Raw genomic sequence first — 14,422 nt, 5'->3', positions numbered from 1 at the left:
GCCCCACAGCAATCAACTGCCGACATCCGGAGCCTTGGGCAACGCCACACCCTTGGGCCACAACATCCAGATATTGCCTTTCTGCTTCATGTCCCCGGCCAGTTGCCCCGCCGCATCGCCGGTGCCCCAGAACAGGTCGGCGCGGACTTCGCCGGCAATCGCGCCGCCGGTATCCTGGGCCGCCACCGGACGCACCAGCGCGCTGCCATCCGGCTTGGTGGTCGACAACCACAGCAAACTGCCCAGCGGAATCACCTTGCGATCCACCGCCACGCTATAACCGGCGGTCAGCGGCACATTCAGCGAACCGCGCGGTCCTTCGTTGCTGTCCGGGTTACGGGCGAAGAACACATAGCTGGGGTTGCTGCCGAGCAATTGCGGGATACGCGTCGGATGGGCCTTGGCCCAGGCGCTGATGGCGGCCATGGTGACGTCTTCCTTCTTCAACTCGCCCTGTTCCACCAACCAACGGCCGATGGCGCGATAGGGGTAGCCGTTCTGGTCGGCGTAGCCGATCCGCAGCTGCTGGCCGTTGTCCAGGCGAATCCGGCCCGAGCCCTGGATCTGCAGGAATTGCAGGTCCATCGGGTCGGTCAGCCAGGCCAGCACCGGGGCCTTGACGCCCTGGGTGGCGATCAGCGCCGCATCGTCATAGGGTTTCACCACCCGGCCTTCCAGCCGTCCGCGCAGGCGCTTGCCCTTGAGTTCGGGGTAGAGGCTGTCGAGTTGCACGATGATCAGGTCATCCGGTACGCCATAGACCGGCACCGTGGCCTTGGCGGTCTGGGTCAGGCTGCCGGGGTAGACGGGCTCGTAGTAACCGGTGATCAGGCCATCGGCGCTGTTCTGTGCCGAGCGCAGGCCGTAGACCTCGAGGTTCTGCTGGAGAAAGTCGCGAATGGCCGCCGGGGTATTGGCCACGGACGCGGCCGCCAGGCAGGTCGGGCCCCAGTTGGCGTCGGCCTTGAGCCGGGCGCAGGCGCTGCGCCACGAACTGAAACCCGCTTGCAGATCGGCGTCGGACACTGGCGGCAGCGCCTGCCAGTCGGCCTTGAGGTAGGTGTCCACCGGGACCTGGGCTTGTGGCGCAGGTGTTTCCTTGCGGTTGCAGCCGGCGAGCAGGGCGAGTACGCAAAGGCTTGCGGCCAGTCGTTTGAAAGAGGTGTTCATACAGCGGTGAATTCCTTGGGTAATTGCCTGTTCAGACTCTGTTCAGCAAATCCACTGATTTAGTGTGGTTAAGAAGGGTTCAGGCTCTTGGTCTTTGGCGATCAGGCGAGGATACTGGCCGCCGTTTCCCGTGACCTGAAGCCACCATGACTCTTAAAAGACTTTCCGTTGTATTGCTGGCCTGCCTGACCCTCAGTGCATGCGGTGGCGTCGACCCGAATTCTCCTTTGGGCCAGCGCAAGACCATTTTCAAGCAGATGCTCAAGACCAGCGAAGACCTGGGTGGCATGCTGCGCGGCCGCATTCCTTTTGACGGGCCACGTTTCGTCGAAGGCGCGAACCAGCTCGACAGCCTGTCCCGCGAACCGTGGAAACACTTCCCGCAGGTCAAGGAAGCGGAGCATACCAGCGCCCGGGACGCGGTCTGGCAGAAGCAGGCGCATTTCCAGGAGCTGGCGCGCTCGCTGGAAGCGGCGACCGGGGAGCTGCGGGTGGCCAGCCAGGTCCAGCCGTACAAGGCCAGTACCCTGAAGCCGGCGGTCGAGAAGGTCGAGGATGCCTGCGATGCCTGTCATAAGGAGTTTCGCGATCATTGAGGTGGACGGACGCTCAGGGTAACGGCGCCTACTTGTCCAATTCATCCAGCGCGCTCTGCAAGTCCTTGCGCGACTCGGCGAGCTTTTCCTTGCGCTTGTTGATCTTGTCCGGATCGCCCTTTTTCATCGCCTTGTCGAGGTCGGCCTGACGGCGGCTGACTTCGTGCTTGGCGTCGAGCACCTTGTTTTCCCGCTCCCTTTTCAGTGAAGCATCGGTGCAATGGGTGGTCACTTCGTCCAGTGCCTTTTCCAGGCCGGCCTGTTGCTCGCTATTACCCTGGGCCTTGGCGATCTCGAGTTGGCTGCTGATGGACTGGCGCTTGGCCGCGCAACCGGTCAGTTCGGTGGGTTCTTCGGCGGCCAGCAAAGGGGCGGCCAGGACGCTGCACAAGGTGAAAATCGCCAGCGGTGGAAAAAGTCGCATAAACACTCCGAACGGAAACACTGATTGAAAAACAGTCACTCTGAAAATAGATGGCCGTGCTGTCTGTATGAATAATCTGAAATAGACAGGGATTGTCTCTTTAAAATCCCGCGATACCGGCATTACGTAAAGATTTGGCCAGGGCCTGCACTTCCTGGTCGCGGAAAAACGCGCTCAGTTGCAGGGCCCGCTCCGCGCCGACACCGGGCATGGCTTGCCATGCCTCGGCTGTACGGCCGGTCAATACCGGCCAGGACTCGTCCAGCGGCGCCGCCGCGCTGGGAGGCAGCCCCAGCGCCTTGAGCCAACGCTCGAACGGTCGTTGTCGGGCCAGTTGCACCGTCTCCCGCCATCGCGTTTGGCTGCGCGGGCCGAAGCCGCCAATGGTAGCAAGCTCTTCTCCCTCCAGGGTCAACCAATCGAGCAGTCGGTGGACGCGCCCGCTGGCCAACAGCTTTTCCCAGGTGCCGCCGCCCAGGTGCGGCAGGTCCAGCCCCTGCTTGCCGCTCAACCAGCGCAGACGGGCGAGAAACTGGCTTTCGCAGCCCGGGGCATATTGCCAACAGCTCAGGGCGTGGAAGTGCTGCGGGTCGGGGACCGGCAGCGGCTCACGTTCGTGGCTGCGCCAGACCACACTGTCCAGGCGCGGGATGGTCAGGCCGGCGAGGCTGATCGCCACCTGGTCGCCGGGACGGATATCCAGGGCCTGCCAGCGTGGCAACGAGCCGAGGCTGACCCGTTTGATCTGTCGGTCATCGAGCCGCACCGGCGTCAGTTCCAGCATGGGGGTAATCCGCCCGGTCCGCCCGATGTTGAAACTGACCTTGCGCACATGGGCCAGGGCCTGGGCGTGGGGATATTTCCAGGCCACGCTCCAGTAGGGCGGTTGGGCCTGCCAGCTTTTGGCGGCGGGGCGTTGGCTCTGACGCAGGACCACGCCATCGCTGGCAAACGGCAACGGCTGGCGATACCAGTGATTGCGCCAGTGTTCGGCTTCAGTGAAGTCGTCGATGGGTTGGCTGTAGGCCTTGCTGTCCGGGAAACCCAGGGCCTGCAATCCGTCCAAGCGTTCCTCCTGTGTCGCCGGCCCCTCTGGCCAGTCCCAGACAAACAGACCGATACCCGCCGCCTCCGTGCTGCCGAGCTGATGCCGGGCCATCAAGCCGGCCACCGTGCCTCGGGCATTCAGGCTGCCTTGATGGGCCTGCACGTGGTTCGGCAAGCGCCAGTACAACTCCCCTTGCAGCACCAGGTCGCGGGGTGCCGGCAAGGTATCGGGGATTGCCGGAATCTTGCGGGCCGAGGCGGTCCAGTCCTGGCCGCTCAGTCCGTTGCCGCGACTGATGGCCTGATGCAGCCGGCCCTGGCGATAGACCAGGGTCACCGCCACACCATCGACCTTGGGTTGAATCCACAGGCCTTCGCGGCCTTTCATCCAGGCCCGGACCGCTTCGGCGTCCGGTAGCTTGTCGAGGCCGGTATGGGCGGTCGGGTGACGGGCGGGGCCACCCGCGCCCGCTGGGGTGTCCGCCTTGGCGAGGGGCAGCCGGAAACAGCCGCGCCACTGTTCAAGCCGCTGCCGGGATTGGTCGTAGAGTTCGTCGGCCACCGGCGAATGGCCCTGTTGATGGTAGCTGTGGTCCCATTCGGCCAACTGGGCTTGCAGGGCGTCGACTTCTCGCCGAGCGCGTTCCGCCTGCCAGTCCGGGCAAGCGTCGGCCTGGGCCGCGAGGTAAAAGGCGAACAGCGGAAAACCAATGAAGAAACGCATCGTGAGCATCCTTGCTCGGGCTAAAACCCAAGCCTAGATCACCCCGCGCATAAAAAAGCCCCGCGACCGGCGGGGCTGTTTTACTGCGTGTGTCGGCTTACTTGAACAGACCGCCCAGTGCCTTCACGCCCGCATCCACGGCCTGGGCCTTGGGGTCCTGGACCGTGGGGGTGGCGGTAGTGGCGACCGGTTGTGGCGCCGCGGCCACCTGGCCGTTGAGCTGCGCGCAGCTCTTCGACGCATGGTCCATGGCCAGTTGCAGGCCACTGACCTTCAGGTCGTCACCCTTGGCCTTGGCGGTATTGATCTTGGCTTGCAGGTCCTGGATCTGCTTGTTGCAGGGGCTCGAGCCGTTGGTCGCTGTGGTCGGGGTACCGGTGGCCGGAGTGGCTGCCGTGCCGCCCAATTGTGACGCCAGGCCACCGGCCAGGGTGCTCAGGTCGGCGGCGTGGGCGGAAAGGGAGAACAGGCCGAGCAGAATCGCGGCAGGCGCGAAAGCGGAAGTACGCATGGCAAACCTCAATGTTTGATTGCCGACACCCAGGGGGTCTCGAACAGGTGCCGTGCAAGATCCAAGTGGGAAAAAGGGTTCGAGAGGGGCGGAATTTTAAAAAATATGTTTAAAACGTGCAAGATTTTGCAGGCATGAAAAAGCCCCCCATGGCCAGCCATGGAGGGCTTTTGTGACGCAGGCTACATTACAGGCCGGCAGCTGCTCGCAGCGCGTCTACACGGTCGGTCTTTTCCCAGGTGAAGGTGGTGAAGGTGTCGTCGCCGACGGTCTTCTGCTCCGGGGTACGACCGAAGTGGCCGTAGGCCGCGGTTTCCTGGTACATCGGGTGCAGCAGGTCGAGCATGGTGGTGATGGCGTATGGGCGCAGGTCGAAGATCTCGCGAACCAGCTTGATGATCTTGTCATCGCCGATCTTGCCGGTGCCGAAGGTGTTCAACGAGATCGAGGTCGGTTGAGCGACGCCGATGGCGTAGGACACCTGGATTTCGCAACGGTCGGCGAGGCCGGCGGCGACGATGTTCTTGGCCACGTAACGACCGGCGTAGGCCGCGGAACGGTCAACCTTGGAGGGATCCTTGCCGGAGAACGCGCCACCGCCGTGACGGGCCATGCCGCCGTAGCTGTCGACGATGATCTTGCGCCCGGTCAGGCCGCAGTCGCCCACCGGGCCACCGATGATGAAGTTGCCGGTCGGGTTGATGTGGAACTGGGTGTCCTTGGTCAGCAGTTCGGCAGGCAGCACGTGCTTGACGATCAGCTCCATCACGCCTTCGCGCAGGTCTTTGTAGGACACGTCCGGGTTGTGCTGGGTCGACAGTACGATGGCGTCGATGCCGACCACCTTGCCGCCTTCGTAACGGCAAGTCACTTGCGACTTGGCGTCCGGGCGCAGCCAAGGCAGCAGGCCGGATTTACGGGCTTCGGCCTGGCGCTGAACCAGCTGGTGGGAGAAGGCGATCGGCGCGGGCATCAGTTCCGCGGTTTCGTTGCTGGCATAGCCGAACATCAGGCCCTGGTCGCCGGCGCCCTGGTCTTCCGGCTTGCTGCGGTCAACGCCCTGGGCGATGTCCACGGACTGCTTGCCGATGATGTTCATCACGCCGCAGGTAGCGCCGTCGAAACCGACGTCGGAGCTGTTGTAGCCGATGTCGAGGATCACGTTACGGACGATGTCTTCGAGGTCGACCCAGGCCGAAGTGGTCACTTCACCCGCGATGATCGCCACACCGGTTTTCACCAGGGTTTCGCACGCGACACGGGCGAATTTGTCTTCAGCAATGATGGCATCCAGCACCGCATCGGAGATCTGGTCGGCGATTTTGTCCGGATGCCCTTCGGACACGGACTCGGAGGTGAAAACGGAATATTCGCTCATATCGATGGTTTTCCTGAGTTACCGATGGTGAGGGTGCCAGCCGGTCGCTGAAAATGGCGAACCTGAATCTGGAAACCATTACGTAAGCCTACATAGAGGCTGTCCTCGGGCACGAGCCCCGCAGCGATGGCCCAACGGGCCAGATCGTCCTGTTCGAACCCCAACCAGAGATCACCGCAGGCCTCCCTGGCCCAGCTCTGGTTGTGGCTACACAATTCTGTCACTAACAAACTACCGCCAGGTTGCAGCAGGCAGGCCATCTGCTTGAGGGCTTCGGCCGGCGCGGCGAAATGGTGCAGGACCATGTTCAGTACCACGCAGTCGACCGGCCGATGACGGTCCAACAAGGCATCGGCCAATTGCAGGCTGACATTAGTCAACGCCTCGCGATCGCACACCTGGCGGGCCAGTTCGAGCATCGCCGGGCTGTTGTCCAGCGCCGTGACCTGCTGGAAGCGCCGCGCCAGTTCCGGCAGGAACGCGCCATCGCCGGGGCCGACTTCCAGGGCCGTGGCCTGGGGGCCGAAGTTCAGCTTGTCGAGCAGCGCCAGCACGCTTTCGCGGTACTGCGGCAGGCCGGCGATCAAGTCTTGCTGGGCGCGGAATTTCTCCGCCACCCGTGAGAAAAAGTCCTGGCTGGCGGCGGCGCGCTGGCCGTGGACCAAGCTGATGCGGGCTTGTACATCGACGGGCAGGTCGAGCCCGTCGACTTCCTCCAGCAGCGCCGCGTGCAGCTTGCCGCCCAGGCGTTCGGTGTGGGGCAGGGCGCGACGGTAGAAGATCGCATTGCCTTCGCGGCGGGTGGCCACCAGGTCGGCCTGGGCCAGGACCTTCAGGTGGTGGCTCATGCCGGATTGGCCGATGCCGAAGATCTGCGCCAGTTCCAGTACGCCGAACGAATCGTTGGCCAGGGCCCGCAGGACGTTCAGGCGTAACGGATCGCCGCCGGCCTTGCACAGGGCGGACAGGTCGTCGCTGGCGTCATGATGTATCGCGGACACAGGTAAATTCATAAGGCCAGCAGTCTAGTGACCCCTCGGTCGCCTAGCAAGACCAATATCAAAAAGTTTTGATATTGGATGATAGATGGCACTTTCAGGCCTGCGCGGGTCTATACAGATCGACAGCGGAAAGGTTTCACCCGAGGAATGCGCAACTATCCGCAGGAAAAACGCCCCGCAGTGACTATCTGTCATTGCCCCTTGGCGGTCCCTGAGGGAAAATGCTCGCCTTTTTTCCGTTTCGTTTTATTCACTTTCAATTTCAACATCCCCAGGAGATCAGCGATGCCCAGCCGTCGTGAGCGTGCCAACGCCATTCGTGCCCTCAGCATGGATGCCGTGCAAAAAGCCAACAGCGGCCATCCCGGTGCCCCCATGGGTATGGCGGATATTGCCGAAGTACTGTGGCGTGATTACCTGAAGCACAACCCGAGCAACCCGTCGTTCGCCGACCGTGACCGCTTCGTGCTGTCCAACGGCCACGGCTCGATGCTGATCTACTCGTTGCTGCACCTGACCGGCTACGACCTGTCGATCGACGACCTGAAGAACTTCCGTCAGCTGCACAGCCGCACCCCGGGTCACCCGGAATACGGCTACACCCCGGGCGTGGAAACCACCACCGGTCCGCTCGGCCAAGGCCTGGCCAACGCCGTGGGCTTCGCCCTGGCGGAAAAAGTCCTGGCAGCGCAGTTCAACCGTCCTGGCCATAACATCGTCGACCACCACACCTATGTGTTCCTCGGTGATGGCTGCATGATGGAAGGCATTTCCCACGAAGTCGCTTCCCTGGCCGGTACCCTGGACCTGGGCAAGCTGATCGCCTTCTACGACGACAACGGCATCTCCATCGACGGCGAAGTCGAAGGCTGGTTCACCGACGATACGCCGAAGCGTTTCGAAGCCTACAACTGGCAGGTGATCCGCAACGTCGACGGTCATGATCCGGAAGAGATCAAGACCGCCATCGAGACCGCGCGCAAAAGCGACCGTCCGACCCTGATCTGCTGCAAGACCACCATCGGCTTCGGTTCGCCGAACAAGCAAGGCAAGGAAGATTGCCACGGTGCCCCATTGGGTGACGCGGAAATCGCCCTGACCCGCGCGGCGCTGAAGTGGAACCACGGCCCGTTCGAAATCCCGGCCGACATCTATGCCGAGTGGGACGCCAAGGAAGCCGGTCACGCTGTCGAAGCCGAGTGGGACCAGCGTTTCGCGGCCTATTCCGCGGCCTTCCCGGCTGAAGCCAATGAGCTGGTGCGTCGCCTGAGCGGCGAGCTGCCGGCTGACTTCTCCGAAAAGGCCTCGGCCTACATCGCTGAAGTCGCGGCCAAGGGCGAAACCATCGCCAGCCGTAAAGCCAGCCAGAACACCCTGAACGCCTTCGGCCCGTTGCTGCCTGAGCTGCTCGGCGGTTCGGCCGACCTGGCCGGTTCCAACCTGACCCTGTGGAAAGGTTGCAAGGGCGTCAGCGCTGAAGACGCCAGCGGCAACTACATGTACTACGGCGTGCGCGAATTCGGCATGACCGCGATCATGAACGGCGTCACCCTGCACGGCGGCCTGCTGCCTTACGGCGCGACCTTCCTGATGTTCATGGAATACGCCCGCAACGCGGTACGTATGTCGGCGCTGATGAAGAAGCGCGTGATCCATGTCTACACCCACGACTCCATCGGTCTGGGCGAAGACGGTCCGACCCACCAGCCGATCGAGCAACTGGCGAGCCTGCGTTGCACGCCGAACCTCGACACCTGGCGTCCAGCCGACGCGGTGGAATCCGCCGTGGCCTGGAAAAACGCCCTGGAGCGCAAGGACGGTCCTTCGGCGCTGATCTTCTCCCGGCAGAACCTGCAGCACCAAACCCGTGATGCCGAGCAGATCGACAACATCAGCCGCGGTGGTTATGTGCTGAAGGATTGCGCGGGCGAGCCTGAGCTGATCCTGATCGCGACCGGTTCGGAAGTGGGCCTGGCGGTGCAGGCGTACGACAAGCTGACCGAGCAGGGCCGCAAGGTTCGTGTGGTGTCGATGCCATGCACCAGCATCTTCGATGCCCAGGACGCGAGCTACAAGCAGGCGGTGTTGCCGCTGCAGATCGGTGCGCGTATCGCCATCGAAGCCGCCCATGCCGACTACTGGTACAAGTACGTGGGCCTGGAAGGTCGTGTGATCGGCATGACCACCTACGGCGAGTCGGCGCCTGCGCCAGCCTTGTTCGAAGAGTTCGGCTTCACCCTGGAAAACATCCTGGGACAGGCTGAAGAACTGCTGGAAGACTAAGCGCGAGAGTGGCGGCGCCTGCTCCGGCCTCTTCGCGGGCAAGCTCCGCTCCCACAGGTTTGCTGTCACGCCACAATTTTTGGCCAGACACGGACCCTGTGGGAGCGGAGCTTGCCCGCGAAGACGGCCTAACAGGCACCACCTGACCCCTGACTCACAGGCAAGCCCGTTCCCACAAAACCCCTGCTTCGGCATGGGTTGCTTGATATTCAAGCCTCGGCGAGATCCCCATGCCCCAACCGCGTCCTTATAGAGTTGCACTCAACGGCTACGGCCGTATCGGTCGTTGTGTCCTGCGTGCGCTGTTGGAGCGAGGGGATCGGGCCGGTTTTGAAATCGTTGCCCTCAACGATCTGGCCGACATGGCCAGCCTCGAATACCTGACACGTTTCGACTCCACCCACGGCCGCTTTCCTGGCGAAGTGCGGGTCGAGGACGATTGTCTGCATATCAATGGCCACTGCGTGAAAGTCTTCCGCTGTGCCACCCCCGAACACATCGACTGGGCCGCGCTCGACGTCGACCTGGTGCTGGAGTGCTCCGGCGCCTATCACACCCGCGAGGACGGCGAACGCTTCCTCGCCGCCGGCGCCCCCCGGGTGTTGTTCTCCCAGCCGATGGCCAGCGAGACCGATGTCGACGCCACCATCGTCTTTGGCGTCAACCAGGACTGCCTGACCGGCGACGAGCTGCTGGTCTCCAACGCCTCCTGCACCACCAACTGCGGCGTGCCGCTGCTGCGCCTGCTGGACCAGGCCATCGGCCTGGAATACGTGTCCATCACCACCATCCACTCGGCGATGAACGACCAGCCGGTGATCGACGCCTACCACGCCGAAGACCTGCGCCGCACGCGCTCGGCGTTCCAGTCGGTGATCCCGGTGTCCACCGGTCTGGCGCGGGGTATCGAACGCCTGCTGCCGGAACTTGCCGGGCGAATCCAGGCCAAAGCCGTACGGGTGCCGACGGTGAACGTGTCCTGCCTCGACATCACGATGCAGACCGTCAGCGACACCGATGCCGTGGAGGTCAACCGGATCCTGCGCGAGGCCGCCACCAGCGGCCCGCTCAAGGGGCTTCTGGCCTATACCGAGCTGCCCCACGCCAGCTGTGATTTCAACCATGACCCTCATTCGGCGATTGTCGATGCGAGTCAGACCCGCGTCTCCGGCCCGAGGCTGGTCAACGTGCTGGCCTGGTTCGACAACGAATGGGGTTTTGCCAACCGAATGATCGACGTTGCAGAGCATTACCTGCACGTTGTCCACCAAAAACCGTAAACCAGAGATTGCGACCCATGACCGTGTTGAAGATGACCGACCTCGATCTGCAAGGTAAGCGCGTACTGATTCGCGAAGACCTCAACGTCCCCGTCAAGGACGGTGTTGTCACCAGCGATGCGCGTATCCTGGCTTCGCTGCCGACCATCAAGCTGGCCCTGGAAAAAGGCGCGGCCGTCATGGTCTGCTCGCACCTGGGCCGTCCGACCGAAGGCGAGTTCTCGGCCGAGAACAGCCTCAAGCCGGTTGCCGACTACCTGAGCAAGGCCCTGGGCCGTGACGTGCCGCTGGTGGCCGACTACCTGAACGGTGTCGAGATCAAGGCCGGCGACATCGTGCTGTTCGAAAACGTGCGCTTCAACAAAGGCGAGAAAAAGAACGCCGACGAGCTGGCCCAGCAATACGCTGCCCTGTGCGACGTGTTCGTGATGGACGCCTTTGGTACCGCCCACCGTGCCGAGGGTTCGACCCACGGCGTGGCCAAGTTCGCCAAGGTCGCTGCCGCTGGCCCGCTGCTGGCCGCTGAACTGGATGCCCTGGGCAAGGCTTTGGGCGCACCGGCCCAGCCGATGGCCGCCATCGTTGCCGGCTCCAAGGTCTCGACCAAACTCGATGTGCTCAACAGCCTGAGCCAGATCTGCAACCAGCTGATCGTCGGTGGCGGCATCGCCAACACCTTCCTCGCGGCGGCCGGTCATCCAGTGGGCAAGTCCCTCTACGAGCCGGACCTGCTCGACACCGCCCGCGCCATTGCCGCCAAGGTCAGCGTGCCGTTGCCAGTGGACGTGGTGGTGGCCAAGGAGTTCGCCGAAAGCGCCGTGGCGACCGTGAAACTGATCGCCGACGTGGCCGCTGACGACATGATCCTCGACATCGGCCCGCAAACCGCCGCGCACTTCGCCGAACTGCTGAAGTCGTCGAAGACCATCCTGTGGAACGGTCCGGTCGGCGTGTTCGAATTCGACCAGTTCGGCAACGGCACCAAAGTCCTGGCCCAGGCTATCGCTGACAGTTCGGCGTTCTCCATTGCCGGTGGTGGCGACACCCTGGCAGCCATCGACAAGTACGGTGTTGCCAAGGATATCTCCTACATTTCCACCGGCGGTGGTGCTTTCCTCGAGTTCGTCGAAGGCAAGGTGCTGCCGGCTGTGGAAGTACTGGAAGCTCGCGCCAAGGCTTGAGCCGGCGTTGGCCTTTGACAGGAGTCTCATATGGTCAAGCCGTTAACGCTGCTGATCCTGGCGGGTGTGCTGGTCGGTTGTGCCGAGAAGCACACAGCCGGGCCCGCGGCAGAAGTTGCCCCGGCGGCCGATAAAGGTTGCTACCAGGCCGACTGGCAGGCGGAAACCGCCCCGGTGATCAACAAGCGCCTGGGCCCGGATGGGTTGGAAAAGTACGACGCAGCGTCCGGGACCCGGGAACAGGGTTGTCCTTGACGGGTCAGATTCACTACGTGCAGTGCTGGCGGCCAGGGGTCGCCAGTCGAGGAACCGGCATGAAAGGCTTTATCGCCCTTGTTTCACTGGCAGCACTGAGTGGCTGCGCCGCTTTCAACGCCACCTTCAACCAGGCGTCGGCTCCGGCGGACAACTGGACGCACTGGACCTGTGACAGCCAGGCCGAATTGCTCTGGCGTTATGTCGACACCACGCAGCAGGCGGTGGATGTGCGCTTGGCCAGCGGTGACCAGGTGTATCGCCTCAAGCCTGAGATCGGTGCCGTCGACAGCGGTGTGCTGTACAGCGACAACGTCCTGGCGTTTCACAAAAAAGGTGAGGAAGGCCTGGTTTACTGGGTTGCCACCAACGATTTGATCGGCCGGGCCTGCAAGGCGCAATAACGGCCGAGCGCGGTCCCCTGTAGGAGCGAGCTTGCTCGCGATGGACGTTAACGATAACTCGGGGTACCTGATACCCCGCGGTGCCTGAACCACCATCGCGAGCAAGCTCGCTCCTACAAGGGGCCGGCGTTTGACACTGAATCCGCAGGCCGGGCTGACCCCTGATCTGCAATGACTTGAATAGCAGCCGCCGCTCCGGCAGGCTTGCACGATTAACGACCCTCGACCGGGAGAGACACACACAATGGCACTTATCAGCATGCGCCAGATGTTGGACCACGCAGCCGAATACGGCTACGGCGTTCCAGCCTTCAACGTCAACAACCTTGAGCAGATGCGCGCCATCATGGAAGCCGCTGACAAGACTGACTCCCCGGTGATCGTCCAGGCTTCGGCCGGTGCCCGCAAATACGCCGGCGCCCCGTTCCTGCGTCACCTGATCCTGGCCGCCATCGAAGAATTCCCGCATATCCCGGTGTGCATGCACCAGGACCACGGCACCAGCCCGGACGTCTGCCAGCGCTCCATCCAACTGGGCTTCAGCTCGGTGATGATGGACGGTTCCCTGGGCGAAGATGGCAAGACCCCGACCGACTACGACTACAACGTCCGCGTGACCCAACAGACCGTGGCCATGGCCCACGCCTGTGGTGTTTCGGTTGAAGGCGAGCTGGGTTGCCTGGGCTCGCTGGAAACCGGCATGGCCGGTGAAGAAGACGGCATCGGCGCCGAAGGCGTGCTCGACCACAGCCAGATGCTGACCGACCCGGAAGAAGCCGCGGACTTCGTCAAGAAGACCCAGGTCGACGCCCTGGCCATCGCCATCGGCACCAGCCACGGCGCCTACAAGTTCACCAAGCCGCCTACCGGCGACGTGCTGGCGATCGACCGCATCAAGGAAATCCACAAGCGCATCCCCAACACCCACCTGGTGATGCACGGTTCTTCTTCGGTGCCGCAAGAGTGGCTGGCGATCATCAACCAGTACGGTGGCGACATCAAGGAAACCTACGGCGTACCGGTTGAAGAAATCGTCGAAGGTATCAAGCACGGCGTGCGCAAGGTCAATATCGACACCGACCTGCGCCTGGCGTCCACCGGTGCGATGCGTCGCCTGATGGCCACCAACCCGAGCGAGTTCGACCCGCGCAAATTCTTCGGCGCCACCGTGACCGCCATGCGTGACGTGTGTATCGCGCGTTACGAAGCCTTTGGTACCGCCGGCAACGCTTCGAAGATCAAGCCGATCTCCCTGGAAGCGATGTTCCAGCGTTACCTGAAAGGTGAGTTGAACGCCAAGGTCAACTAAGACCACAGGGTGTTATAAAAAACCGTCGAAAGACGGTTTTTTATTGTTCGGGTTTTAATCGATTTGATGGGGGGGCGGACAAAAGGTGTTGTGAGTTGTCCGTTGCGACGAATCTATTTCAGACTGCCGTGATCCTTTTCCTGTCCGACCTCCGGGGGGTGGAAAGACTGACCGTGCCAGATATCTCCCACGCGCACTTCTTCACCCTGATTGACGGCGATCCAGCGCCAGCCCCGAAGGTGAGTGGGGTGATAGTTTGGCTTGTCTTCTGACTCCATTATTTCACTCACGTAAAAACCGTGAACACTGGATTCCATGACCAAGGCCCATTTCATATCCACCTCTATAGGTTGCCGATAGTCGGTGGTGGAAAGTGTTGCCTAGGGTTTGCAAGCCGGTCTACTGTCAATAATGACAGTTTTATAGGCTATTTCCGAATAGTGAGTAGTGCCTTAAAGAATAAAGCGGCGTTGTTGTTGGGTCGTTACTGAATTATTGATTCTGTAAGGCGAGTGGCTTTATGTAAGATTACAGAATATGAGGAAGTCGGAAATAATATAAAAAACTGTCAGTTCTGACAGTAGTCAGAAGTGTTCGAGTCCGGCACTTTCAGGGTTCATTTACTGTAAGGGAGTGTACGGTCATGAGCTCAAAAGGCAAGAAGGTAAAAAAAGCAGAGGTGGGTTTTAAAGGTCCGGCTAAGGCTACGCTCGCGCCGGAGGTGAAACCCGATTTCAAGGGCGCGGCTGAGGCCACGCTCAAGCCGGAGGTGGCACCAAAAGGTCAGGCCAAGCCTTAGTCGCCATACTGGGCAAGGCTGCGAGCGATAAGCTCAAGCCTGATATAAAAGGGCGGCGGA

Annotated in this window: 15 protein-coding genes; 8 read left to right on the top strand and 7 right to left on the bottom strand. The window is 62.1% G+C overall.

Going from position 1 to position 14,422, the window contains the following annotated elements; genetic code table 11:
- Nucleotides 1-12: 12 nt before the first annotated feature.
- Nucleotides 13-1,170: a murein transglycosylase A gene (locus CWE01_RS21585; protein WP_100942573.1), complete on the bottom strand. Its 1,158-nt coding sequence runs from the start codon at nucleotides 1,168-1,170 to the stop codon at nucleotides 13-15.
- A gap of 146 nt (nucleotides 1,171-1,316) precedes the next feature.
- On the opposite strand from CWE01_RS21585, the gene CWE01_RS21580 reads away from it, so the two are divergent.
- Complete coding sequence (locus CWE01_RS21580; protein ID WP_100942572.1) at nucleotides 1,317-1,766, top strand: cytochrome c; 450 nt, start codon at nucleotides 1,317-1,319, stop codon at nucleotides 1,764-1,766.
- A 28-nt stretch (nucleotides 1,767-1,794) separates the two neighbouring features.
- On the opposite strand, the gene CWE01_RS21575 is transcribed toward CWE01_RS21580, so the two are convergent.
- The 5 genes from CWE01_RS21575 to CWE01_RS21555 form a co-directional block, all read right to left on the bottom strand.
- Nucleotides 1,795-2,190: a DUF1090 domain-containing protein gene (locus CWE01_RS21575; RefSeq protein WP_100942571.1), complete on the bottom strand. Its 396-nt coding sequence runs from the start codon at nucleotides 2,188-2,190 to the stop codon at nucleotides 1,795-1,797.
- A 100-nt stretch (nucleotides 2,191-2,290) separates the two neighbouring features.
- The gene (ligB, locus tag CWE01_RS21570; protein WP_100942570.1) at nucleotides 2,291-3,961 is read right to left on the bottom strand and encodes an NAD-dependent DNA ligase LigB; all 1,671 of its coding nucleotides are present in this window, start codon (nucleotides 3,959-3,961) and stop codon (nucleotides 2,291-2,293) included.
- Between the two features lie 97 nt (nucleotides 3,962-4,058).
- The gene (locus CWE01_RS21565; protein ID WP_100942569.1) at nucleotides 4,059-4,472 is read right to left on the bottom strand and encodes a DUF1090 family protein; all 414 of its coding nucleotides are present in this window, start codon (nucleotides 4,470-4,472) and stop codon (nucleotides 4,059-4,061) included.
- Nucleotides 4,473-4,659: 187 nt separating this feature from the next.
- Complete coding sequence (gene metK, locus CWE01_RS21560; RefSeq protein WP_100942568.1) at nucleotides 4,660-5,850, bottom strand: methionine adenosyltransferase; 1,191 nt, start codon at nucleotides 5,848-5,850, stop codon at nucleotides 4,660-4,662.
- Nucleotides 5,847-6,863, bottom strand: coding sequence for a metalloregulator ArsR/SmtB family transcription factor (locus CWE01_RS21555; RefSeq protein WP_100942567.1), 1,017 nt, complete (start codon nucleotides 6,861-6,863; stop codon nucleotides 5,847-5,849). Before CWE01_RS21555 ends, metK begins: the two co-directional genes overlap by 4 nt.
- A 273-nt stretch (nucleotides 6,864-7,136) precedes the next feature.
- Between CWE01_RS21555 and tkt the strand changes: the two genes are divergently transcribed.
- The 6 genes from tkt to fba all read left to right on the top strand — a co-directional run bounded on the left by tkt (nucleotide 7,137) and on the right by fba (nucleotide 13,563).
- Nucleotides 7,137-9,134, top strand: a complete 1,998-nt coding sequence (gene tkt, locus CWE01_RS21550; protein WP_100942566.1) for a transketolase — start codon at nucleotides 7,137-7,139, stop codon at nucleotides 9,132-9,134.
- A 230-nt stretch (nucleotides 9,135-9,364) separates the two neighbouring features.
- Nucleotides 9,365-10,414, top strand: coding sequence for an erythrose-4-phosphate dehydrogenase (gene epd / locus CWE01_RS21545; RefSeq protein WP_100942565.1), 1,050 nt, complete (start codon nucleotides 9,365-9,367; stop codon nucleotides 10,412-10,414).
- Between the two features lie 17 nt (nucleotides 10,415-10,431).
- Complete coding sequence (locus CWE01_RS21540; protein WP_100942564.1) at nucleotides 10,432-11,595, top strand: phosphoglycerate kinase; 1,164 nt, start codon at nucleotides 10,432-10,434, stop codon at nucleotides 11,593-11,595.
- 30 nt (nucleotides 11,596-11,625) lie between these two features.
- Entirely contained in the window at nucleotides 11,626-11,850 is a 225-nt protein-coding gene (locus tag CWE01_RS21535) for a hypothetical protein (protein WP_100942563.1), read from the top strand.
- Nucleotides 11,851-11,909: 59 nt separating this feature from the next.
- Nucleotides 11,910-12,254 carry an MliC family protein gene (locus tag CWE01_RS21530; protein WP_100942562.1) on the top strand — a complete coding sequence of 115 codons (345 nt, stop codon included), beginning with the start codon at nucleotides 11,910-11,912 and terminating at the stop codon, nucleotides 12,252-12,254.
- 244 nt (nucleotides 12,255-12,498) lie between these two features.
- Complete coding sequence (gene fba / locus CWE01_RS21525; RefSeq protein WP_100942561.1) at nucleotides 12,499-13,563, top strand: class II fructose-bisphosphate aldolase; 1,065 nt, start codon at nucleotides 12,499-12,501, stop codon at nucleotides 13,561-13,563.
- A 113-nt stretch (nucleotides 13,564-13,676) separates the two neighbouring features.
- On the opposite strand, the gene CWE01_RS21520 is transcribed toward fba, so the two are convergent.
- Nucleotides 13,677-13,898 (bottom strand): hypothetical protein, encoded by a 222-nt coding sequence (locus CWE01_RS21520; protein ID WP_100942560.1) that lies wholly within the window; start codon nucleotides 13,896-13,898, stop codon nucleotides 13,677-13,679.
- A gap of 308 nt (nucleotides 13,899-14,206) precedes the next feature.
- Here CWE01_RS21520 and CWE01_RS33345 point away from each other — a divergent pair, with 308 nt between their 5' ends.
- Nucleotides 14,207-14,362 (top strand): hypothetical protein, encoded by a 156-nt coding sequence (locus CWE01_RS33345; RefSeq protein WP_157815256.1) that lies wholly within the window; start codon nucleotides 14,207-14,209, stop codon nucleotides 14,360-14,362.
- The last annotated feature ends 60 nt before the right edge of the window (nucleotides 14,363-14,422 follow it).

This window comes from Pseudomonas sp. QS1027 (assembly GCF_002814235.1).
Taxonomy (GTDB): domain Bacteria; phylum Pseudomonadota; class Gammaproteobacteria; order Pseudomonadales; family Pseudomonadaceae; genus Aquipseudomonas.
The sequence above is the reverse complement of the archived record's forward strand: the minus strand, read 5'-3'. Positions and strand labels throughout refer to the sequence as shown.